The organism is Buttiauxella sp. WJP83, from assembly GCF_027594725.1.
GTDB classification, from domain to species: Bacteria; Pseudomonadota; Gammaproteobacteria; order Enterobacterales; family Enterobacteriaceae; genus Buttiauxella; species Buttiauxella selenatireducens.
The window spans coordinates 3,622,286-3,644,239 of record NZ_CP110080.1 but is presented as its reverse complement, the minus strand read 5'-3'; the positions used below and the strand labels follow the sequence as shown (position 1 = coordinate 3,644,239).

At 50.8% G+C, this 21,954-nt stretch carries 20 protein-coding genes and 1 other RNA gene; 14 read left to right on the top strand and 7 right to left on the bottom strand.

Going from position 1 to position 21,954, the window contains the following annotated elements; translation table 11 throughout:
• Positions 1–175 precede the first annotated feature (175 nt).
• The 4 genes from hupB to OH773_RS16840 all read left to right on the top strand — a co-directional run bounded on the left by hupB (position 176) and on the right by OH773_RS16840 (position 3,602).
• Positions 176–448, top strand: a complete 273-nt coding sequence (hupB, locus tag OH773_RS16855) for a nucleoid-associated protein HU-beta (RefSeq protein WP_034457998.1) — start codon at positions 176–178, stop codon at positions 446–448.
• A gap of 234 nt (positions 449–682) precedes the next feature.
• Positions 683–2,554 carry a peptidylprolyl isomerase gene (gene ppiD, locus OH773_RS16850; protein ID WP_270140228.1) on the top strand — a complete coding sequence of 624 codons (1,872 nt, stop codon included), beginning with the start codon at positions 683–685 and terminating at the stop codon, positions 2,552–2,554.
• A 163-nt stretch (positions 2,555–2,717) separates the two neighbouring features.
• Positions 2,718–3,083, top strand: coding sequence for a helix-hairpin-helix domain-containing protein (locus OH773_RS16845; protein WP_270145933.1), 366 nt, complete (start codon positions 2,718–2,720; stop codon positions 3,081–3,083).
• Positions 3,084–3,203: 120 nt separating this feature from the next.
• Positions 3,204–3,602 (top strand): YbgC/FadM family acyl-CoA thioesterase, encoded by a 399-nt coding sequence (locus tag OH773_RS16840; RefSeq protein ID WP_270140226.1) that lies wholly within the window; start codon positions 3,204–3,206, stop codon positions 3,600–3,602.
• A gap of 33 nt (positions 3,603–3,635) precedes the next feature.
• Here OH773_RS16840 and queC read toward each other — a convergent pair whose 3' ends face one another.
• Entirely contained in the window at positions 3,636–4,331 is a 696-nt protein-coding gene (gene queC, locus OH773_RS16835; protein ID WP_270140224.1) for a 7-cyano-7-deazaguanine synthase QueC, read from the bottom strand.
• A gap of 66 nt (positions 4,332–4,397) precedes the next feature.
• Positions 4,398–6,101 carry an SgrR family transcriptional regulator gene (locus OH773_RS16830; protein WP_270140221.1) on the bottom strand — a complete coding sequence of 568 codons (1,704 nt, stop codon included), beginning with the start codon at positions 6,099–6,101 and terminating at the stop codon, positions 4,398–4,400.
• Between the two features lie 103 nt (positions 6,102–6,204).
• Here OH773_RS16830 and cof point away from each other — a divergent pair, with 103 nt between their 5' ends.
• A complete protein-coding gene (cof, locus tag OH773_RS16825; protein WP_270140219.1) occupies positions 6,205–7,026 on the top strand; it encodes an HMP-PP phosphatase in 822 nt (273 codons plus the stop codon).
• A gap of 41 nt (positions 7,027–7,067) precedes the next feature.
• On the opposite strand, the gene OH773_RS16820 is transcribed toward cof, so the two are convergent.
• Positions 7,068–8,114 carry a PLP-dependent cysteine synthase family protein gene (locus OH773_RS16820; RefSeq protein WP_270140217.1) on the bottom strand — a complete coding sequence of 349 codons (1,047 nt, stop codon included), beginning with the start codon at positions 8,112–8,114 and terminating at the stop codon, positions 7,068–7,070.
• A 114-nt stretch (positions 8,115–8,228) separates the two neighbouring features.
• Between OH773_RS16820 and OH773_RS16815 the strand changes: the two genes are divergently transcribed.
• From OH773_RS16815 to amtB, 5 genes are all read left to right on the top strand, one after another.
• Positions 8,229–8,690: an Lrp/AsnC family transcriptional regulator gene (locus tag OH773_RS16815; RefSeq protein ID WP_270145931.1), complete on the top strand. Its 462-nt coding sequence runs from the start codon at positions 8,229–8,231 to the stop codon at positions 8,688–8,690.
• 107 nt (positions 8,691–8,797) lie between these two features.
• The gene (locus OH773_RS16810; RefSeq protein ID WP_270140215.1) at positions 8,798–10,576 is read left to right on the top strand and encodes a SmdA family multidrug ABC transporter permease/ATP-binding protein; all 1,779 of its coding nucleotides are present in this window, start codon (positions 8,798–8,800) and stop codon (positions 10,574–10,576) included.
• On the top strand, positions 10,569–12,347 hold the full coding sequence (locus OH773_RS16805) for a SmdB family multidrug efflux ABC transporter permease/ATP-binding protein (protein WP_270140213.1): 1,779 nt from the start codon (positions 10,569–10,571) through the stop codon (positions 12,345–12,347). Before OH773_RS16810 ends, OH773_RS16805 begins: the two co-directional genes overlap by 8 nt.
• A 253-nt stretch (positions 12,348–12,600) precedes the next feature.
• Complete coding sequence (gene glnK / locus OH773_RS16800; protein ID WP_183271314.1) at positions 12,601–12,939, top strand: P-II family nitrogen regulator; 339 nt, start codon at positions 12,601–12,603, stop codon at positions 12,937–12,939.
• A 32-nt stretch (positions 12,940–12,971) separates the two neighbouring features.
• Positions 12,972–14,258, top strand: a complete 1,287-nt coding sequence (gene amtB / locus OH773_RS16795) for an ammonium transporter AmtB (protein ID WP_270140211.1) — start codon at positions 12,972–12,974, stop codon at positions 14,256–14,258.
• 166 nt (positions 14,259–14,424) lie between these two features.
• Here amtB and tesB read toward each other — a convergent pair whose 3' ends face one another.
• A complete protein-coding gene (tesB, locus tag OH773_RS16790; protein ID WP_270140209.1) occupies positions 14,425–15,285 on the bottom strand; it encodes an acyl-CoA thioesterase II in 861 nt (286 codons plus the stop codon).
• A gap of 170 nt (positions 15,286–15,455) precedes the next feature.
• Here tesB and OH773_RS16785 point away from each other — a divergent pair, with 170 nt between their 5' ends.
• Positions 15,456–16,031 carry a YbaY family lipoprotein gene (locus OH773_RS16785; protein ID WP_270140207.1) on the top strand — a complete coding sequence of 192 codons (576 nt, stop codon included), beginning with the start codon at positions 15,456–15,458 and terminating at the stop codon, positions 16,029–16,031.
• 28 nt (positions 16,032–16,059) lie between these two features.
• Here the strand turns inward: OH773_RS16785 and OH773_RS16780 are convergent, their stop codons facing one another.
• Complete coding sequence (locus OH773_RS16780; protein ID WP_183271310.1) at positions 16,060–16,371, bottom strand: MGMT family protein; 312 nt, start codon at positions 16,369–16,371, stop codon at positions 16,060–16,062.
• A gap of 202 nt (positions 16,372–16,573) precedes the next feature.
• On the opposite strand from OH773_RS16780, the gene ffs reads away from it, so the two are divergent.
• Positions 16,574–16,670: signal recognition particle sRNA small type (ffs, locus tag OH773_RS16775), an RNA gene on the top strand.
• A gap of 220 nt (positions 16,671–16,890) precedes the next feature.
• On the opposite strand, the gene OH773_RS16770 is transcribed toward ffs, so the two are convergent.
• A complete protein-coding gene (locus OH773_RS16770; RefSeq protein WP_270140204.1) occupies positions 16,891–18,867 on the bottom strand; it encodes an alkyl/aryl-sulfatase in 1,977 nt (658 codons plus the stop codon).
• 290 nt (positions 18,868–19,157) lie between these two features.
• Here OH773_RS16770 and OH773_RS16765 point away from each other — a divergent pair, with 290 nt between their 5' ends.
• Positions 19,158–19,796 carry a helix-turn-helix domain-containing protein gene (locus OH773_RS16765; protein ID WP_270140202.1) on the top strand — a complete coding sequence of 213 codons (639 nt, stop codon included), beginning with the start codon at positions 19,158–19,160 and terminating at the stop codon, positions 19,794–19,796.
• Positions 19,797–19,815: 19 nt separating this feature from the next.
• Here OH773_RS16765 and yczR read toward each other — a convergent pair whose 3' ends face one another.
• Positions 19,816–21,246, bottom strand: coding sequence for a MocR-like transcription factor YczR (yczR, locus tag OH773_RS16760; RefSeq protein WP_270140200.1), 1,431 nt, complete (start codon positions 21,244–21,246; stop codon positions 19,816–19,818).
• A 90-nt stretch (positions 21,247–21,336) separates the two neighbouring features.
• On the opposite strand from yczR, the gene yczE reads away from it, so the two are divergent.
• Positions 21,337–21,951: a membrane protein YczE gene (yczE, locus tag OH773_RS16755; RefSeq protein ID WP_270145929.1), complete on the top strand. Its 615-nt coding sequence runs from the start codon at positions 21,337–21,339 to the stop codon at positions 21,949–21,951.
• Positions 21,952–21,954 lie beyond the last annotated feature (3 nt).

Below are 21,954 nucleotides of genomic sequence, written 5' to 3'. Positions count from 1 at the left end.
GGCGGGTGAATTGTCACTTGCCAGCTTTTTTTTGTATCGCTACTTTAGATCGCTGGGGATGCATGTCTTTAACAACGAGTGTTGTAAGGGCATGACAGGCCTGATATAACTGCTGCGCGGTCGCACTTTGAAGGATATCTGGTGCGATATAAATTATAAAGAGAGGAAGAGAAGAGTGAATAAATCTCAACTGATAGACAAAATTGCCGCAGGTGCTGATATTTCTAAAGCCGCGGCTGGACGTGCATTAGACGCTGTGATTGCTTCTGTTACTGAATCTCTGCAATCTGGGGAAGACGTGGCACTGGTTGGCTTTGGAACTTTTGCTGTTCGTGAACGTGCTGCCCGTACCGGCCGTAACCCACAGACAGGCAAAGAAATCACCATCGCTGCTGCCAAAGTACCAGGTTTCCGTGCTGGTAAAGCGCTGAAAGAAGCTGTGAACTGATTTATCGTCCGATATTTAGGGCAACGCTAGTCAAAGTTAGGTCAGGGCGCATCATTAGATGTGCCTTTTTTTATGCCTGATGACTAATTTTGTGCATGTTTGATGATTTGAACCCATTTTCTTGTCACAATACCCGCTAGCACGCAGCGGCACAGCAGTACGCATATTCAGGGATGCCCATTTAGCGACTGCGCTGGGTTTACCATTCACACTACAGTGGAGTGTTGTTACACCATGATGGACAATTTACGTACGGCGGCAAACAGCCTCGTAATCAAGATAATTTTCGGCATCATTATCGTGTCATTCATTTTGACTGGCGTGAGTGGCTACCTGATCGGTGGTGGCGCCAACTACGCCGCAAAAGTGAATGGTCAAGAAATTAGCCGTGGCCAGTTTGAAAACGCCGTTGCGAGCGAACGTAACCGCCAACAGCAGCAACTGGGCGAACAGTTCTCTGTACTGGCAGGCAACGAAGGCTACATGAAGCAGATGCGCCAGCAAGTGCTGTCGCGCATGGTTGATGAGGCGTTGATGGATCAGTATGCCAAACACCTTGGCCTGAGTATCAGCGACGAACAAATCAAACAAGCCATCTTTAAAGAACCTGCATTCCAGAACAACGGCAAGTTTGATAATGCGCGTTATACCTCCATCCTCAACAATATGGGGATGACGCCCGATCAGTACGCGCAAGCACTGCGCAATCAGTTGACGACTCAGCAACTGATCAATGCCATCGTTGGCACTGACTTCATGCTGACGGGTGAAACTGATGAGTTGGCGGCTCTTGTGTCACAGCAGCGTGTGGTTCGTGAAGCCACAATCGATGTGAATGCACTGGCTGCTAAGCAAGAGGTTACCGAGCAGGAAATTAACGCCAGCTACGAGCAAAACAAAAACAACTACATCGCCCCTGAGCAATTCCGGGTCAGCTACATCATGCTTGATGCGGCTTCTCAGAAAGTTGAAGTGGCTGATGCTGACATCCAGTCTTACTACGACCAACATCAGGATGAGTTCACTCAGCCTCAACGTAACCGCTACAGCGTGATTCAAACCAAAACTGAAGCCGAAGCTAAAGCGATTCTTGATGAACTGAACAAAGGCGCTGACTTTGCTGCACTGGCTAAAGAAAAATCTGCTGACATCATCTCTGCTCGCAAAGGTGGCGACATGGGTTGGCTGGAGTCAGGCACTACACCGGACGAGCTGAAAAACGCAGGCCTGAAAGATAAAGGCCAACTTTCTGGCGTGATTAAATCGTCTGTTGGTTTCCTGGTTGTCCGTCTGGACGATGTCGAGCCTGCGCAAACCAAACCGTTGTCTGAAGTTAAAGATGCGATTGCTGCGAAAGTGAAACAAGAGAAAGCCGTTGATGCTTACTATGCTCTGCAACAGAAAGTAAGTGACGCGGCAAGTAATGACAACGAATCTCTGGCAAGCGCTGAAAAAGTGGCGGGTGTTAAAGCTGTTGAGACAGGTTGGTTCGGTCACGACAACTTGCCTGCTGAGTTAGACTTCAAACCAGTTTCTGACGTTATTTTCAATGGCGGTCTGGTTGGTGCTAACGGCACACCAGGTAGCAACTCCGACATCATCACTGTTGATGGCGACCGTGCTTTCGTTGTGCGTGTCACAGAACATAAAGCTGAAGCTATTAAGCCGTTAGCTGAAGTTCGCGAGCAGGTTATCGCGCAGGTTAAACATCAGAAAGCTGAGCAACAAGCGAAGCAGGATGCAGACAAACTTCTGAACGCGCTGAAACTTGGCAAAGGCGACGAAGCGATGAAAGCCGTGGGTTTAAGCTTCGGTGCTGCAAAAACGCTGACCCGTACTGGCCAGGACCCAATCAGCCAGGCTGCTTTCATGGTGCCATTGCCAGCTAAAGACAAGCCTTCCTTCGGCGTCGCTAACGATATGCAAGGTAACGTTGTTTTGTTAGCGGTGGATGAGGTTAAACCTGGCGATATGCCAGCAGACCAGAAGAAAGCAATGGTGCAAGGTATCACCCAGAACAATGCCCAAATTGCTTTCGAAGCGTTGATGAGCAATCTGCGCAAAGAAGCGAAAATTAAGATGGGTGACAGCATCGAACAGCAGTAACGTTCTTCGGCGTTGCTCGCACTCCACTGCAACGCTCTGCAACATTCAAAGGCCGCTTTCGCGGCCTTTTCCACATTTAAATATTGCCAATTGTCCCTGTTTTTTTCTCCCGTTAAGGTGGCTTTGCTGTCAACACACAAGGAGGAACAGCATGAAACCAGGAATCAAAAGTGGAATAAAAACAGTCTGTATCGCCGTCGCATTGATCGGTGCCAGCGCGTGTTCTCAGGCAATCGCTGCCCCAACTGCCGTCAGGAATGAGACTGCTCAACAACACGTTGAAAAAACACCGGCCACCCCCATCACCACGGCAAAACCAGCCGATGCTGACGATGTCGTTGTGAGTATTAACACCGCCAGCGCAGAAGCTCTTGCACAGGCGATGAATGGTGTGGGGCTGAAAAAGGCGCAATCGATTGTGAGTTATCGTGAAGAATACGGTCCATTCAAAGCGCTGGAGCAATTACAAGAGGTGCCGGGGATTGGCAGTGCGTTAGTGGAACGTAATCTGTCTCACATTAAGCTTTAACGTTTAGTGCACGCGGCTCGCGCAGCCTAAAAAGTTTGCTATGCTAAATGACAGGTCATACCAGTTTGGAGTGACCTGTTTACTCCACCTGCTCACTAATAAAAATAGGGTTTTATCGCTATGCAAACACAAATCAAAGTTCGGGGTTATCATATTGATTTTTATCAGCATGTTAACAATGCCCGTTACCTTGAGTTTCTTGAAGAAGCCCGCTGGGAAGGGCTGGAAAATGCGGCAGGTTTCCAGTGGATGACGGATCACAACATCGCGTTCATTGTGGTCAATATCAATATTAACTACCGCCGCCCGGCAGTACTTGGCGATCTTTTGCGAATCGAAAGCTCGTTGCAGCAACTCAACGGGAAAAGCGGGGTGCTGAGCCAGGTTGTGAAACTTGAGCCAGAGGGTGAGATTGTGGCAGACGCGCTGCTGACATTCGTTTGCATCGATTTGAAAACGCAGAAGTCGGTTCCGCTTGAAGGGGAATTGCGCGAAAAGTTAGTACAAATGATGGAATAAGCGGTTGGGCGTGGCAAAGCCACGCCCACTGAATTACTTCAGGCCGGTTTTCTTTTTCATGGCTGCCATTACCGCCGGTTTATCCGCCAGATAATGGTTTAGCCCGTTAGCTCGAAGATTGCAGGCTGCGCACTCACCACAGCCATCGCCCTGAATGCCGTTGTAACACGTCAGGGTCTCGTGACGTACCAGATCGAGTTGCTGCCAATAATCTGCCAGCGCCCAGGTTTCTGCTTTATCCAGCCACATCAGAGGGGTTTCAAAACGCACATCACGGCCCATGCCGAGGCTGACGGCGTGATTCAAAGCTTTCACGAATTCATCGCGGCAATCCGGGTAGCCTGAGAAGTCTGTTTCACAAACACCAGTGATGACCGCTTCGGCCTCAACCTGATAAGCATAAATGGCCGTGAGCGTCAGGAACAGGATATTGCGTCCCGGCACGAAGGTGCTTGGAATACCATTTTCTGAAGGATCGTAATGGGGTACTGGAATGTTGTCGCGCGTCAGGCTACTGACCGCTAATTCATTCAGTAAGGTGACATCCAGGACTTTATGGGCACGAGCACCCAGTTTCAGCGCGAGTTCACGGGCAACGTCAATCTCAGCACGGTGGCGCTGACCATAATCAAACGTCACACAGTGGACTTCATCATATTGTTTTAAAGCCTGAATCAGGCAGGTTGTGGAGTCCTGACCACCACTAAAGACGACAACTGCACGTTTCATGAATCAATCCTGTAGAACACGTAAAAAGATATGGTAACGCTTAGGCTACGTGGCTGCCCAGCTTCTTCACACCATAGTAGGTGGTGGTAACCACGCTCGGGTAAAATCGAACCATCCCCATGCGTTGAGTTCAATGCCATTCACGCCGGGTGGCGCACTGATTTGGTAACGGTAATTAAACAGTGGCGATACGATGGCGTCGCGCATTAATCCGCTAAACACCTCTTGCAAACCAGTGCTGCGGGCATTTTCGTCCGGGTGGATTTGTACGGTGTCGAGCGTAGCCTGCAAATGCGTGTACTGGATTTCCGTGAGAACCGCAGGCCACAGGACATCACTGCGAAGCCATTGCTCCAGCGTGTAAACCGGCGCTTCACCAATTAATCGGTCACCCATCATTAAATCCGCGTCTGCTAATGCTTCACAGTCGGTCCAGTTTTTTGCGTCGTGGAAAATTAGCGTTAATTCACAACCTAAAGCAGCAAGATAAGTTTTAAGCTGTTGTGCCATTACGTGCAATTCAACCGGCAAATGATAAAGCAACGTCAACCGTGACGGGAGTGTCACCGCATTGCACTTTGTCCATTCCGGGATTTTCCAGCCTGGGATCATCTCGTGGCTTGGCATGATCAGCGATTCATCGACGGGCAGACTGGCGATAAGCTCTTGCTGGTGGATGATCTGCATCAGAAAGCGCGCCTGTTCTGGTGACAGATTACCGTTCTGCTTTACCGCCAGATAACAAAAACCGAGGCTGATGCTATTGCTGACGGGGCGCAGATGCACCAGTTCATCCTGCTGGCCAATGGCTATTTGCACCGGATGGCGGCAACTGGTACCTAATTCGGTATCGAATAGCTGCGGGGTTATCCAGTATTCCACCGCTTTGAGTAGCGGATGGCCGAGATGGTAAGACTCAAAACTCTCGATACGCACCAGATTCTCTTTAAAGCTGTTGATGCGAAATGGCCCACAGCCAATTTGCGTGTCTTCTGGATGCGCCAGGCGGCTGCAATAACTTGCCAGACGATGAGCCAGCCAGTAATCGGGACTATGCAGCACAAAACGGATGCACTGCGTATGGGCAATCTCAATGCTTTTCACGCTGACGAACAGACGGCGCATTGCTGGGAGTGCCAATAGCATCATCAAACGTTGTTGTAGCTGTGTGGTTTCTACGGGTTCGCCATTGTGCCAGTGAAGCGTGGAGCGAATAAAAAAAAACCAGTTCAGGCCGTCCTCAGAGATTTCCCAATGATGAGCCAGATCAGGTTGTGGGAGGGCGTTAGAAGAGGTGAAACGGGTGAGTCCAGCAAAAACTTGCCCAGCTAAATGCTGTTCAGCACGGCCCGGTAGAAACCCCGGTTGCAGAGGTTCAAGCGGACGGTAATAAGGAATACGCAGCGTTGGCGTATCATTTTGCCATTGTCCGCCGAGAAACGGTTGCAGCAACTGTCGCAATTGTTCCGGCGCGATTTGCGCCAGTTCGAGAGCGTTCTGGTGCTGCCCTTTGTGCAATACCTGCTCCATCATTCCTGAACGAACGCTCTCCGGCGTCACCAGAAAAGTGAGTGTGCCTCGTTTCCCTCGTCCAGATTGTGCCTGCCAGGTTAACCAACCCGCATCTTGCAACTGATTTAGTAACGTTCGCACATGCCGCTCACTGCAAAAACAGCGGCCAGCCAGCTCTGCGACAGTCACGAGTTGGTCTTCACCCGCAGAAGGCTGCCATAAACGCTGAAATTGGTTTAGTCGATTTAATAGTCTCAACGGTATAAACCCGGAACAATTTTCAGAAAGTATTCACTATTAGTTCCGTATATGCCAGGTGATACTGCCAATTGTGTTTTAGTCGTCACAAACTGGAGTGAACATGGCTCGTCTGGCTGCATTTGATATGGATGGTACGTTGTTAATGCCCAATCACCATTTGGGTGATGAAACGCTGCGTACCCTGAACCGTCTGCGTGAAGAACGCCAGATGACACTCGCCTTTGCCACTGGCCGCCATGTTTTGGAAATGCGCCATATTCTGGGCTCTCTGTCACTGGAAGCCTTTTTGATTACCGGAAACGGGACGCGAGTTCACTCAATGGAAGGGGAGTTACTGCATCGGCAGGATCTCTCTGCGGAAGCGGCAGAAATAGTGATCCATGGGACGTGGGATACTCAGGCAAGCCTGCATGTGTTTAATGACACCGGCTGGTTAACCCAATATGAAGTTGGGGAAATGCTCAATGCCCACGTTTACAGCGGCTTCAGCCCGAAAATTGTCGATGTTAAACGCATACCGTCTGATGAAGTGACCAAGATTTGCTTCTGTGGTCCCCACGACGATCTTCTGCGTCTGAAAGTTCAGTTGGAAGAGGCTCTGGGCGAGCGCGCGTTCCTCTGTTTCTCTGCGGTGGACTGCCTGGAAGTTTTACCGATTGGCTGCAACAAAGGATCGGCACTTAAGGTATTAAGTCAGCATCTCGGTCTGACGATGAAAGATTGTATGGCGTTTGGCGATGCGATGAACGATCGCGAAATGCTCTCAAGCGTGGGTCATGGTTTGATCATGGGTAACGCGATGGCGCAACTGAAAGCAGATTTACCGCATTTACCTGTTATTGGTCACTGCAATAAACAGGCTGTTTCTCATTATTTGACGCATTGGCTGGATACACCAAACCTCACTTATTCCCCCGAATGATAAGGCTTACAGCAGGCCGGAATTTTCTTCCGGCCACTTTTTTACTTAATCAAATCCTGAATTTCACGTTGCCACGGCAACACATCACCGATATTTTCCTTCACCCATTCCGCGTTGTAATAGGATTCCAGATAACGTTCACCGCTGTCGCAAAGTAGCGTCACAATGGAACCGGCGCGTCCTTCAGCACGCATACGCGCGGCTAGCTGCAAGACTCCCCACATATTGGTCCCGGTGGATGCGCCAACTTTTCGGCCCAGCACGGTTTCCAGCCACTGCATGGTGGCAATACTCGCCGCATCAGGGACACGCATCATTTCGTCGATGACATCCGGAATGAACGACGGCTCGCAGCGTGGGCGACCAATCCCTTCAATTTTACTGCCCACTGCACTGCGCAAGCTGCAATCACGTTTCTGCCAGTAATCCATGAACACTGAATTTTGCGGGTCGACTACGGCCAGTTGTGTTGGGTATCCCAGGTAGCGCAAATAACGGCCAATGGTCGCTGACGTGCCGCCTGTGCCTGCACTCATCACGATATAATCGGGCACCGGATGCGGTTCATGTTCCATCTGACGGAAAATACTGTCGGCAATATTGTTATTACCTCTCCAGTCGGTCGCACGTTCAGCGTAGGTGAACTGATCCATATAATGGCCGTTCAATTCGCGAGCCAGCGTTTCTGAAGCGGCATAAATCTCGCAGGCATTGTTCACGAAATGACAGCGGCCACCATAAAACTCAATCTGCTCAATCTTACGTTTCGCCGTCCAGGCGGGCATAACCGCGATAAACGGCAGCCCTAACAAACGGGCAAAATAGGCCTCTGAAACAGCGGTTGAACCTGAAGACGCCTCAATGATGGTCGTGCCTTCTTTAATCCAACCGTTACATAAACCATATAAAAACAGTGAACGGGCAAGACGATGTTTAAGGCTGCCAGTCGGATGAGTACTTTCATCTTTCAGGTAGAGCTGAATACCGGGAAATCCAGGTAGCGCAAGACGGATCAAATGTGTATCCGCGGAGCGTTGGTAATCGGCGTTTATTTCGCTTATAGCGTGGTTTACCCAACTAGTCGTCATGATGTTGCCCGTTTGTTTATTTGTGCCTAGAGTAATGCAAAAAGAAGATAAAAAAGTTGCCTTTTAGCCTGTCAGGGGCGTTCAATGGAGAAAAAATTTCTCCTGGAATACGCCATGTTAGATAAAATTGACCGTAAGCTGCTATCCTTGCTGCAAAACGACTGCACCCTCTCTTTGCAGGCACTCGCTGATGCCGTTAATCTGACTACCACACCCTGCTGGAAACGCCTGAAACGGCTTGAAGATGACGGCATTATTCGGGCAAAGGTCGCGCTTTTAGACCCGGAAAAACTAGGCCTTGGTCTGACCGCATTTGTGCTGATAAAAACCCAGCATCACAGCAGTGAGTGGTACTGCAAATTTGTCGCGGTCGTCGCAGAGATGCCAGAGGTGCTGGGTTTTTGGCGTATGGCAGGAGAGTACGACTACCTGATGCGTGTGCAGGTAGAAGACATGAAACGGTATGACGATTTTTACAAACGGCTGGTGAACGGCATTCCTGGTTTAAGCGATGTGACTTCGAGTTTTGCCATGGAACAGATAAAATACACGACGGCGTTGCCATTAGAGCGCTGAATTATACCCGCCATACTTCAATTATTTTGGGTATTCACGTTCCCGGCCTCAATAGAATTTATTTCTCTGCCTGACATCGGCAGACAGTACTTCAGGAATCTGACTGCGTGCGATTATTTGCTCAATTAAGCTGGTACTTCACCCGCGAATGGCGACGCTATCTCGGGGCTGTCGCCTTGCTTATTATCATTGCAATCCTGCAATTGGTGCCACCAAAACTGGTGGGCGTGATTGTTGATGGTGTCACCCAACAGCGCCTCTCCGGAAGCGACGTGTTGATGTGGATTGGTGTGATACTCGTTATTGCGGTGATCGTCTACATACTCCGTTACGTCTGGCGTGTGCTGCTGTTCGGCGCGTCTTACCAGCTTGCTGTTGAATTGCGCGAGGACTACTACCGTCAGCTAAGCCGCCAGCACCCTGAATTCTATCTGCGTCACCGTACCGGTGATTTGATGGCCCGTGCGACCAATGATGTCGACCGTGTGGTTTTTGCCGCAGGCGAGGGCGTGCTCACTCTCGTTGATTCGCTGGTGATGGGGTGCGCGGTACTTATCGTGATGTCGACGCAAATCAGCTGGGAACTCACCTTACTCGCATTACTGCCCATGCCCGTTATGGCGCTGGTGATCAAACGATATGGTGACCAATTACATCAACGTTTCAAGCTTGCCCAGGCGGCATTCTCAACGCTTAACGACAGGACGCAGGAAAGTTTATCCAGCATCCGCATGATCAAAGCATTTGGTCTTGAAGACCGACAATCTGCATTGTTTGCCGCCGAAGCCAAAGATGCCGGGCAGAAAAACATGAGAGTAGCGCGGGTCGATGCGCGCTTTGACCCGACGATTTATATCACCATTGGTACGGCAAACCTGCTCGCGATTGGTGGTGGCAGTTGGATGGTAATTCAGGGCTCGCTGACGCTTGGACAACTGACCAGTTTCGTGATGTACCTCGGCCTGATGATTTGGCCGATGCTGGCGCTGGCGTGGATGTTCAATATTGTTGAACGCGGCAGTGCGGCGTACAGCCGCATTCGCAGCATGTTATCCGAAGCGCCGTCAGTCCTTGATGGTGACAAAGAAGCGCCAGCCGGTCGCGGCACCGTGGACGTGAATATTCAGGCGTTCCACTATCCACAAACGGCACGGCCAACGCTTGAAAACGTCTCCTTTACCTTAAAACCGGGCGAAATGTTGGGGCTATGTGGGCCAACGGGGGCCGGGAAAAGTACCATTCTGTCTCTTCTCCAGCGTCATTTTGATATCGACCAAGGTGAGATTTGTTTCCATGGGATCCCGCTGGTACAGATGCAACTCGACTCCTGGCGCAGCCGTCTGGCGGTGGTAAACCAGACGCCATTCCTGTTCTCGGATACGGTGGCCAGCAACATCGCGCTGGGTAAACCGGGCGCAACGCAGCAAGAAATTGAACATGTAGCCAGGCTTGCCAGCGTTCACGACGATATTCTGCGTTTGCCACAAGGTTACGAAACCGAAGTTGGCGAGCGTGGTGTGATGCTTTCTGGCGGCCAGAAGCAGCGTATTTCTATCGCCCGTGCGTTATTACTCGATGCGGAAATCTTGATCCTCGATGATGCCCTTTCAGCCGTCGATGGACGAACCGAGCACCAAATCCTGCATAACCTGCGTCAGTGGGGCGAAAACCGCACGGTAATTATTAGTGCGCACCGTCTGTCGGCATTGACCGAAGCCAGTGAAATTCTGGTCATGCAGCACGGGCATGTTGCCCAACGTGGCAATCACGATGTGTTGGTGGGAATGCCGGGTTGGTATCGCGACATGTATCGTTATCAACAATTGGAAGCGGCGTTGGACGATGCGCCAGAAACGACAGCAGACGAGGAACCCGCCAATGCGTAAATCAATACAGCAATGGCCAACCATAAAACGCCTGCTGGCTTATGGCTCACCGTGGCGTAAACCGCTCGCGGGCGCGGTGGTCATGCTGTGGATTGCTGCCGCCGCCGAAGTTAGTGGCCCGATTATCGTGAGCTACTTCATCGATAATATGGTTTCTGAGCATCGTCTGCCTGTCGCGGCGGTCGCGGGGCTGGCGACCGCCTATCTGCTGCTGTCTATCTCGGCTGCGGGGTTGCATTACTGGCAAGCGTTATTGTTTAACCAGGCTGCCGTTGGCGTGGTGCAGAAGCTTCGCACTGACGTGATGGATGCTGCATTGCGTCAGCCGCTTAGCACCTTTGATACCCAGCCTGTTGGGCAATTAATTTCCCGCGTCACCAACGACACCGAAGTGATTCGTGACCTTTACGTGACGGTGGTTGCGACCGTATTGCGAAGTGCTGCGTTAATTGGCGCAATGCTGGTGGCGATGTTCAGCCTCGACTGGCGCATGGCGTCGGTGGCGGTTTGCATCTTCCCAGCAGTTATTATCGTGATGTTCATCTACCAACGTTACAGCACGCCGATTGTTCGCCGGGTACGCAGCTATCTGGCTGATATCAACGATGGTTTTAACGAAGTCATCAATGGGATGAGCGTTATCCAGCAGTTCCGCCAACAAGCGCGTTTTGGCGAGCGTATGAATGCTGCCAGCCGTTCGCACTATCTGGCGCGGATGCAAACCCTGCGACTGGATGGTTTTTTACTGCGGCCGCTGCTGAGTTTGTTTTCAGCGATGGTACTGTGCGGCTTATTGATGCTGTTTGGTTTTACCTCGGTCGGGACAATCGAAGTTGGTGTGTTATACGCATTTATCAACTATTTAGGGCGTCTTAATGAACCCCTGATCGAACTCACCACCCAACAATCGATGCTGCAACAAGCGGTGGTGGCGGGTGAACGTGTGTTTGAACTGATGGACGGTAAGCGTCAGGATTACGGCAACGATAATCGCCCGTTGGAAAGTGGCCGTATTGAAGTGGATAACGTGTCGTTTGCCTATCGCGGCGACAGACTGGTATTGCAGGACATCAACCTTGATGTTCCCGCGCGCAGTTTCGTCGCGCTGGTAGGGCATACCGGCAGTGGGAAAAGTACGTTGGCTAACTTGCTGATGGGCTATTACCCACTCACCAGCGGTGAGATTCGTCTTGATGGTCGCCCGCTGGACACGCTGAGCCACGGCGTGTTGCGTCAGGGCGTTGCGATGGTGCAACAAGATCCGGTGGTGTTGGCGGACTCCTTCTTTGCCAACGTAACGCTTGGGCGCGACATCAGCGAAGCGGCAGTCTGGCAGGCGCTGGAAACGGTGCAGCTCGCAGAACTGGCGCGCACCATGAGTGAGGGGATTTATACGCGTCTGGGTGAGCAGGGTAATAATTTGTCTGTCGGCCAGAAGCAATTGCTGGCATTGGCCCGTGTGCTTGTGGATGCGCCGCAGATTTTAATCCTCGATGAAGCGACAGCAAATATCGACTCCGGCACCGAGCAGGCCATTCAGCATGCGCTGGCCGCGGTCCGTGAGCACACAACGCTTGTGGTGATTGCTCACCGTCTGTCCACGATTACTGATGCCGACACCATTCTGGTGTTACACCGTGGGCAAGCGGTTGAACGCGGCACGCACAGTGAACTGCTGGCGCAACAAGGCCGCTACTGGCAGATGTATCAACTGCAACTAGCGGGTGAAGAATTAGCGGCGGCTACTCGTGAGGAGACCGCGACGGCCTGACGCACCAAAAACACGCATAAACCCAATGGGCATCCCCGTTGGTGCAGAAAAGAAACGCACCATGCACTTAAATGGTGCGTTTTTATTATCTAAGAAATTTCTTAATCCCAGTCATCGTAATTTCCAGCCATTGAATCCTTATACCGCGCGGTTTAACGCGCTGAAAATGCCTGTTTTTCATTTTTGGCATGGCCTTTGCTTTATCTAAATCGTGTTGTAGAGGCAATTACCCAATTCTGACTGGAGGGGATCTATGAAGCTGGTTACCGTGGTTATCAAACCGTTCAAACTCGAAGACGTACGCGAGGCGCTGTCTGCAATCGGTATTCAAGGGCTGACCGTGACCGAAGTTAAAGGTTTTGGCCGTCAGAAAGGTCACGCAGAGTTGTATCGCGGTGCTGAGTACAGCGTCAATTTCCTCCCAAAAGTGAAAATTGATGTGGCCATTGCCGATGACCAGCTCGACGAAGTCATTGATGTCATTAGCAAAGCTGCCTATACCGGCAAGATTGGTGATGGCAAAATTTTCGTTGCTGAACTGCAACGCGTCATCCGCATTCGTACCGGCGAAGCCGACGAAGCCGCACTGTAATCGTCTTGCCACTCGTGAAAGGGATGGAAAAAATGAACAAATTAGCCTCTATCTTAGGCGTTGTAGCCCTGGCACTTGCGCCATCAATTGCTCTGGCAGCACCAGCGGTGGCCGATAAAGCAGACAACGCCTTTATGATGATTAGCACCGCGATGGTGCTGTTTATGACAATACCTGGGTTAGCACTGTTTTACGGCGGCTTGATTCGCTCTAAAAACGTGCTGTCGATGTTGACGCAGATAACGGTCACATTTGCACTGGTTTGCGTGCTGTGGGTGGTATTCGGTTATTCACTGGCCTTTGGCACCGGCGGCAACTTCTTCGGTAATTTCGACTGGCTGTTGCTGAAAAATATTCAGCTCACCGCGTTGATGGGGTCTTTCTACCAATATATTCACGTTGCGTTCCAGGGCTCCTTCGCGTGTATCACCGTGGGACTGATTGTTGGCGCATTAGCTGAACGTATTCGCTTCTCTGCGGTGCTGATCTTCGTTGTGATTTGGCTGACGCTCTCTTATGTGCCGATTGCACATATGGTGTGGGGTGGCGGTTTACTGGCAACGCACGGCGCGATGGACTTCGCGGGCGGTACAGTCGTACACATCAACGCCGCGGTGGCGGGGCTGGTGGGGGCTTACCTGATTGGTAAGCGCGTGGGTTACGGTAAAGAAGCGTTCAAACCGCATAACCTGCCAATGGTGTTTACCGGCACAGCCATCCTGTACTTTGGCTGGTTTGGCTTCAACGCAGGTTCTGCGAGTGCGGCAAACGAAATCGCAGCACTGGCCTTTGTGAACACGGTTGTGGCAACAGCAGCGGCAGTCCTTGGTTGGGTGTTTGGTGAGTGGGCATTACGTGGCAAGCCTTCTTTGCTGGGCGCGTGTTCTGGTGCTATCGCCGGTCTGGTTGGTATCACTCCAGCGTGTGGTTATGTCGGCGTCGGCGGTGCACTGATTATCGGTATCGTGGCCGGTCTGGCGGGGCTGTGGGGCGTAACCCTGCTGAAGAAATGGCTGCGTGTGGATGACCCTTGCGATGTGTTTGGTGTCCACGGCGTGTGCGGTATCGTAGGTTGCATCATGACCGGTATCTTTGCATCAACCTCTCTGGGTGGCGTGGGTTATGCAGAAGGCGTGACCATGGGCCATCAGGTACTGGTGCAACTGGAAAGTATCGGTGTGACGATTGTCTGGTCCGCAGTGGTTGCGTTCATCGGCTTCAAGGTTGCTGACCTGACTGTGGGTCTGCGTGTACCAGAAGAGCAAGAGCGTGAAGGTCTGGATGTGAACAGCCACGGCGAAAATGCTTACAACGCATAATTGTTTCCCCTCACCCTAACCCTCTCCCAAAGGGAGAGGGGATTGGCCGGTTCTCATCTTCGCGAGGGAGAGGGGATTGGCCGGTTTCCATCTTCACCCGGGAGAGGGGATCGATCAGTTTCCTCCCTCTCCTAGGTGAGAGGGCCGGGGTGAGGGCGTCCTGACCCTAACCTCGCTTACGCATCACACCTTCCTGCACCGTTGACGCCACCAACACGCCATCGCGTGAATAAAACTCCCCGCGAACAAAGCCACGCGCACTGGAAGCCGACGTACTTTCCACGCTATACAACAGCCAGTCATTCATATCAAACGGGCGGTGGAACCACATCGAGTGATCGATGGTCGCCACTTGCATGCCCGGCTCAAGGAAACCCACGCCATGTGGCTGAAGCGCGACGGGAAGGAAGTTAAAATCAGAGGCATAACCCAGCAGTAACTGATGCACGCGTAAATCGGCCGGTAACTTGCCGTTAGCGCGCATCCACACCTGGCGTACCGGCTCATCAACATGCCCTTGCATAGGGTTGTGGAATACCACCGGGCGGATCTCGAGTGGCTTTTCACTCAGAAACTTATCTTTCAGACTTTGTGGCAGCAACTTTTCAAACGCCATGGCGATTTCTGTTTCTGACTTCAGATTTTCCGGGGCAGGGGCCGCAGGCATGGCTTTTTGATGCTCAAAACCCGGTTCTGGTGCCTGGAAAGAGGCGGTCATGTAGAAAATAGGTTTGCCATTTTGAATCGCCGCCACGCGTCGTGCGCTGAAGCTATTACCATCGCGCAGGGTTTCTACGTCGTAAACAATCGGCTTTGAACTGTCACCGGGACGCAAGAAGTAACTGTGGAATGAGTGCACCAGGCGTTCTGTTGGCACGGTTTCTTTGGCAGCATAAAGCGCCTGGCCAACGACTTGTCCACCGAAAACCTGACGTAAACCTAAGTCCTCGCTCTGGCCACGAAAAATACCTTCTTCAATCTTTTCCAGATTGAGTAATGCCAACAAATTGCTGAGCGCCTGACTCATAAAAGGTCCTCAATGAAATAATAAAAATGGTGCAATTGGCCTGATTATAACAGGTTTCCAACAATCGCCACCCAGTGGCCCGACCTTACGATATTTCTGAATTTCGGCAAAAATTAGTGATATGTGCCACACTTACACTCAATGCATTTTGATAATAAGGAGAACTATCAATGAAACTTATGCATACGTTAAGTGGTTTAGCCATTGCTGTTGCGATGGTGGGATGTGCGCAGAAAAGTGCGGATATCCCAACGCCTGCCCCTGCTGCAACAACTTCATCTGCAGCCTCTTTAGCGCAGTCTGATATTCAGCAGCCCAATGTTTCGGGTACGGTTTGGATTCGTCAACGTATCGCGCTTCCACCAGATGCGGTCCTCACGGTAACGTTATCTGATGCATCTTTGGCGGATGCTCCGTCAAGAGTGCTGTCGCAGAGAGCTGTCCGTACGGAAGGGAAACAATCGCCGTTCAGCTTTGTGTTGCCGTATAACCCAGCAGATATTCAACCTAACGCGCGCATCATTCTGAGCGCGGCAATCACCGTGAATAATCAGCTAATGTTTATCACCGATACCATTCAGCCGGTAATAAACAATGGGGGAGTTAAAGCGGATCTGACATTGGTACCTGTTCAGCAGACGGCAGTTCCTGTTCAGGACAACGGCGGGGCTTCAACGACCGTTCCGTTGACTTCGCCGACTCAGGTTAACCCTTCGTCAGCGGTACCAGCTCCAACGCAAATGTAATTCTGATGCGCCTCTGCGGAGGCGCTTTTTAGTAATTCCAGCGATAACGCTGCATATCAATCTGCCCGTTGCCTGACACCATAATCCCTTCTGAAAGCAAAGCCTGGCGCTGACGTTGTAAATCCGGGCCTGTCAGTGAAATTGTGCCATGACGATTAACTACGCGGTGCCAGGGTAATTTACTGCCTTCAGGTAAGCGTTTGAGAACTCCGCCCACCTGCCGTGCGGCGCGCGGTGAACCTGCCAGCCGGGCCACATCACCATAGGTTGTGACGTGACCTTCCGGGATAGCAGCGATAATCTGATAAACGCGCTGCGGGAATGAATCGTTATTTTCCATAGCTAACTCCATTTACCCTGCGCCTTGACGTCACCTGGGTATAACAGCCTGAGGGTAAGAATAATCGTCGTGCGCTAAACTAGAAAGAAAAACAGGGGCTGCGCAAGAAAGCAACACCTGACCGCTCCTTGCTTGCAATTGCCTGGGGCAACATGGATAATGCGGCTGCGCGTTAGGTAACTAGCGCTCTCAATGGGGGCCCTGTTGGTTCTCCCGCAACACTAATTTGTGAATTCGGTCAGGTCCGGAAGGAAGCAGCCGCAGCAGATGACGTGTGTGCCGGGATGTAGCTGGCAGGGCCCCCACCCAATTCTGCCTTCCCAATATTTCCATTCTATTCTTCTGCTTACGTTTCCTTTCTGGATAACGTTGGTTTTGCCTGCCTTTTATCGATATCGTTTGAGGGAAGGGTGTTGCTGGAAATGAGCGGGTAGAGAGGAATTGTTGCTTTGAGGCGTTGTGGGGAATGATAAATAACTGCAAAATAAGCCCTGCGACATACGCCACAGGGCTTTTGTATTATGGCGTCACGATATTGAACCAGAACTCAAAGTTATCCATATAGCTAAGCATTTCGTTCATCTTCGCCCCGTTACCCGTCACCTTAACATCACCTTTATCCACCGCCTGTTTGAGCGTTTCTTCTTTAAGGATAATTCTGTTAAGGGTATCTCTGTTCAGGACAAAGGTCGCATCGGCATCTTTTGCTTCGGTGTTAGCGGTATGGTTTAACACCCCGTTTTCCAGCTCCAGCTTGTATTTACCGCCATCGTTCCCCAGGTCGATGTTAAACACCGCTTTGGCATCACCGGCTTTCTCACCATTGATATGCACCGCCAAATAATCGAAGAACATTTCTGGCGTCATTGCCTTAACGGTATCAGGGCTGGCTGTATTTGGCGTTGGGCCTATTACCACGCCGTTGCGAAGTTCTTGAGCACCGGTCAGGTAGAAGTTACGCCATGGGCCTGATTCAGCCTGATAACCGAGCTGTTCCAGCGCATCTGCTTCGAGGTTTCGCGCAGTTTTGTTGGTCGGATCGGCGAAGACGACTTTACTCACAACCTGAGCGACCCAGCGGTAATTGCCCTGTTCAAAGTCAGTTTTGGCTTTCTGCAGGACAGCATCAGAACCTCCCATGTATTCGACGAATTTCTTCGCAGAATCTTCCGGTGGCAGCTCATCTAACGTTGCCGGATTGCCATTAAACCAACCGAGGTAAAACACATAGGTGGCTTTTACGTCGTGGCTGACGGAACCGTAATAACCTCGGCTTGCCCAGGTTTTGGCTAGGTTTGGCGGCAATTTGAACTTCGCTGCAATTTCATCGCGTGTCAGGCCCTGGTTTGCCATACGCAGCGTCTGGTCATTGATATAACGATACATATCGCGCTGGCCTTTCATCAGGCTCACGACATTATCTTTGCCCCAGGTTGGCCAGTGGTGCTGTGCGATAATAATTTCGGCATCGTTGCCCCAACGATCAATGGCGGCATTGATATATTTAGACCAGGCCAGCGGATCGCGGATTTTTGCCCCACGCAAAGAATAAGTGTTGTGCAGCGTGTGAGTCACATCCTCCGCCGCTTCGATCATTTTTTTCTCTTTGACGTACCACAACATTTCAGATGGGGCTTCAGAACCTGGTGCCATCATAAAGTCGTAGGTCAGACCATCGATAACTTCTTCCTGCCCCGTGTGTGTTATGTAGTTTGTTGGCGCCAGTAAAGTCACCGTACCCGCAGACGTTGTGGTCCCTAAACCTGCACCCACCTGGCCTTTTGCATCAGCAGGCAAAAGGTTGCCGTACATGTAGCTGGCGCGGCGACTCATCGCGTTACCCGCCATGATATTTTCGTCAACAGAAGCTTCCATAAACCCCTGTGGACCATAGATTTTAACTTTCCCAGCTTTCACATCGGCTTCATCAACCACACCACGGACACCGCCGTAATGGTCAACGTGGCTATGGGTGTAAATAACCGCAACAACCGGCTTTTTACCGCGATTTTTATAATAAAGATCCATGCCGACTTTCGCTGTTTCTGCGGAAACGAGCGGGTCGACCACGGTAATACCTTTTTGGCCCTCGATAATCGTCATATTGGACAAATCAAGATTACGGATCTGGTAAACACCGTCAGTGACTTCAAACAGACCGCCAATATTGATGAGTTGAGACTGACGCCAAAGGCTTGGATTTACCGTATCGGGCGCTTTATCGCCTTCTTTGATGAAAGAATATTGTTGAGGGTCCCAGACAACATTTCCGTACTCACCTTTAATAACACTTTGTGGAAGTGCGGCAATAAAACCTTTATGTGCGTTGGTAAAGTCGGTTTTATTAGAGAAAGGAAGTTGGTTGTAAAGCGCGTCATTAGCGCGCTTGGTTGCTGCCGTTGCTTCTTTTGTCGGCGCAGGTGTTGCCGCTGTTACTGACATTGTGACCAGTAAACCCGCGACAGCCAGACTTTTGGCTATCAGATTCAATCTCATTAATTCAACCTCTAAATGGCAATGTTATGTATTTGACGAATCGGAGTCGCCATGGCAAGAGTAAATATATTTTTTAAATACTCACTAATATTGACTGTTGATGCAGGTTAAAAAATGTATTTACTATTTCGACAATTTTAGTGGATTGTTTTACAGCGCAATAGTGCCAAATGGGACTATACCCGTGATACTTGCTGTTGCGGGTGTGAAAATAACAACTTAACTCTGTACAGGCATCCAACCTTCAGTAACACTATACTGCAACAACTGTTCGTCTATTTGAGGTGCCTGTGAAAGCTGATTTTGAAAATATTCATTTTTGTTATCAATCGCTTGATCTGGGTGACTTTGTTGTTGATGTGTGCGAAAAAGGTGAGCGGCTCATCTTTCCAGATAAAGAAAAAATAGAGCCAGCACCGGGTTTTATTTACTTTCCTCTGGAAGGTTCTATCGCCATCTCCCATGCGGAAAGTGAGCTCACTATTGGCAATGCCATAGAACTCATGCCCATTGGTCTGATGGAAAGATATTGCCCACAAGTAGACTTTGAATATAAATGCATGACACCTGTTGAGATGGTTAAAATCTCCTGGCAGGATTTTGATGAGATCTTTTATCAAAATGCTGAGTATATGCAGGTGTTATCAAAAATTTTGATTTTCATGACCATATTTTCTCTGGAGCTTCATTCTGAGCGGAAACAGCTGACAAGCTATCAGACGATTAAGCCAATGTTATATCGTTATCTCTATAGAGCTAAAACATTTCCTAATGAAAGTGAAGGTCTGGCGAATTTTATTATTCGCCGGACTAAATTATCGCGCACGCATGTGTTTCGTGTGCTCGCTGATTTGAAGGAAGGGGGATATATTTCAGTGAAAAATGGCAAGTTGATTTCTATTAATAAAATATTACCTGAAGATTATTAAAGAGACATTCTGCCTCCTGCTAAACCACGGCTCTTCTTAAATACTCATTCCCGGATTGCGCCAGGTTATCCCAAATCGGCTTTAATCGCTCCAGCGCTGCACGCATTTGCGTGGGTTCAAGGGTGAATGGCAAACGCAAATACCGTTCAAACGCCCCTTCGGCTCCAAAACGTGGGCCTGCGCCAATGCGAATACCGATGGATTCCGCGCTGGCCGCAAAGACGGTTGCCAACGGTTTTTGCAGCTCAATCCACCAGGATAATCCTCCTTCGGGCTGAACGGTTATTTTCCAGTCCGGGAACAACTCTTTGACTGTTTCGGCGCAGGTATCTCTATGGCGACACAGCATGGCGCGTCGCTCAGGCAAGAAGTTTTCAGCTTCGTTAAACAAGTGGATGGCTGCGAGTTGTTCGAGTATTGGCGAGCCCAGATCCAGCGTGTCACGGATTTGCATCAGTGACGCAATGGTCCGCGCTGAGGCACGAATCCAGCCTATCCTCAAACCGCCCCAGAAACTTTTCCCCCCCGATCCCAGGGTGATTATCCGATCATCGTTATCAAAAGCGGCCAACGGTGGCGGTGGTGGGTTGTCAAACCACAGATCGACCATGGTTTCATCCACCACGATGGTGGTGCGCGTGTGTGCGGCAATATCAGCGATAGCGGTACGCGTTTGCACGTCCATACAACGCCCGGTGGGATTATGGAAATCCGCAATTAAATAGGCCAGTCGTGGGGAAGTTTGGGCAATCGTGGCCGCAAGCCCCTCAGTATCCCAACCCTGTTCGGTCAGACTTACGGGAACGGCGCGACACGAAGCTCCTTTGATTGCTGTCAGTGCCATCGGGTAAGTGGGGTGGTCCATGACCACGCGATCTCCAGGCCCAGTCAACAGACGCAGGATCAACCCAAAGCCACTCAGTGCACCATTAACAACCATAATTTGATCGGCGTGAGTCGGCAGCCCACGGGCAGCGTAGCGTTGGGCGATAACCTGACGCAATTCAGGTAAACCCTGCTGGTTGTAACCGGTCGACCCCAGATGTTCCGGTAAGGCGATCAGCGCGTTGGCATAGGCCTGATGAATTTCCGGGCCAGCAGCAAGTGCAGCGGTGGAGAGATCTAACGTGGCAGCCTGGCCGGGGAGTGGAGAAACGCTTTGTTTCCCTTCTGGCAACATAGTGACAGAACCTGACCCTTGCCGACTTGCCAGGTATCCTTCATCACGCAATTGCGCGAGTGCGGTCGCCACTGTTGTTCGACTAATACCGAGCGCCGTTGCCAGTTCGCGCTCACCCGGCAGGCGGCTGTCGAGTGGCAGACGTCCATCCAGAATCAACAACCGTAACCCATCTGCCAGTTGGCGATAAACCGGCGTTCGGGGGAGATCCTGTTGCCAGTTTCCCAGCAATTTTGTCAGGGATGAAGAACCGGTTCTGCGCTGTGTCATAGCAATCCACTTTGTATCAACTGGACCTTAATATCAGCTCCATTTTGCATGAAAGTAAAGCCACAAAAGAAAACTGAGGGGAAGATCATGATCGCTCGTCGCTTGCTGCAACTGTATACCGGCCTGGTATTGTATGGGGTTTCCACGGCGATGTTCGTACGGGCCAATTTAGGGGCTGATCCCTGGAACGTTTTCCACCTCGGCGTGGCGCGGATCTTCTCTTTAAATATTGGCATGGTAATGATCGTGGTGGGTGCACTGGTGTTGCTGCTGTGGATCCCGCTGCGCCAGAAACCAGGGCTTGGGACAATCAGCAACGTGATTGTGCTGGGCCTGGCCGCTGACGCCGCCCTCGCCTTAATGCCGCCGATTGAATCCATGGTGATGCGCAGCTTTTTACTCTTAGCCGCCATTCTGGTGAATGCGATTGCGACCGGGATGTACATTGGTGCTGGGTTTGGTTCCGGCCCGCGAGATGGTTTGATGACCGGAATTAATGCGCGCACCGGTTGGTCGGTACGAAGCGTACGTACGGCGATTGAGTTAACTGTGTTGCTGGCGGGGTGGATGATGGGCGGCACATTGGGTGTCGGAACGGTGCTGTATGCACTGGCGATTGGCCCATTGATTCAACTCTGTTTACCGTGGTTTCGCATTCAGCCTCGTTCACAAAAAAACCTGGTTGAACCGACTATTGTGCCCTAATGT

Bases quoted from the DNA above. Each gene is read 5' to 3' on its own strand.
- ppiD (WP_270140228.1), top strand. From the start codon at position 683: ATGATGGACAATTTACGTACGGCGGCAAACAGCCTCGTAATCAAGATA.
- OH773_RS16840 (WP_270140226.1), top strand. From the start codon at position 3,204: ATGCAAACACAAATCAAAGTTCGGGGTTATCATATTGATTTTTATCAG.
- queC (WP_270140224.1), bottom strand. From the start codon at position 4,331: ATGAAACGTGCAGTTGTCGTCTTTAGTGGTGGTCAGGACTCCACAACC.
- cof (WP_270140219.1), top strand. From the start codon at position 6,205: ATGGCTCGTCTGGCTGCATTTGATATGGATGGTACGTTGTTAATGCCC.
- OH773_RS16820 (WP_270140217.1), bottom strand. From the start codon at position 8,114: ATGACGACTAGTTGGGTAAACCACGCTATAAGCGAAATAAACGCCGAT.
- OH773_RS16815 (WP_270145931.1), top strand. From the start codon at position 8,229: ATGTTAGATAAAATTGACCGTAAGCTGCTATCCTTGCTGCAAAACGAC.
- OH773_RS16805 (WP_270140213.1), top strand. From the start codon at position 10,569: ATGCGTAAATCAATACAGCAATGGCCAACCATAAAACGCCTGCTGGCT.
- glnK (WP_183271314.1), top strand. From the start codon at position 12,601: ATGAAGCTGGTTACCGTGGTTATCAAACCGTTCAAACTCGAAGACGTA.
- amtB (WP_270140211.1), top strand. From the start codon at position 12,972: ATGAACAAATTAGCCTCTATCTTAGGCGTTGTAGCCCTGGCACTTGCG.
- tesB (WP_270140209.1), bottom strand. From the start codon at position 15,285: ATGAGTCAGGCGCTCAGCAATTTGTTGGCATTACTCAATCTGGAAAAG.
- OH773_RS16785 (WP_270140207.1), top strand. From the start codon at position 15,456: ATGAAACTTATGCATACGTTAAGTGGTTTAGCCATTGCTGTTGCGATG.
- OH773_RS16780 (WP_183271310.1), bottom strand. From the start codon at position 16,371: ATGGAAAATAACGATTCATTCCCGCAGCGCGTTTATCAGATTATCGCT.
- OH773_RS16770 (WP_270140204.1), bottom strand. From the start codon at position 18,867: ATGAGATTGAATCTGATAGCCAAAAGTCTGGCTGTCGCGGGTTTACTG.
- yczR (WP_270140200.1), bottom strand. From the start codon at position 21,246: ATGACACAGCGCAGAACCGGTTCTTCATCCCTGACAAAATTGCTGGGA.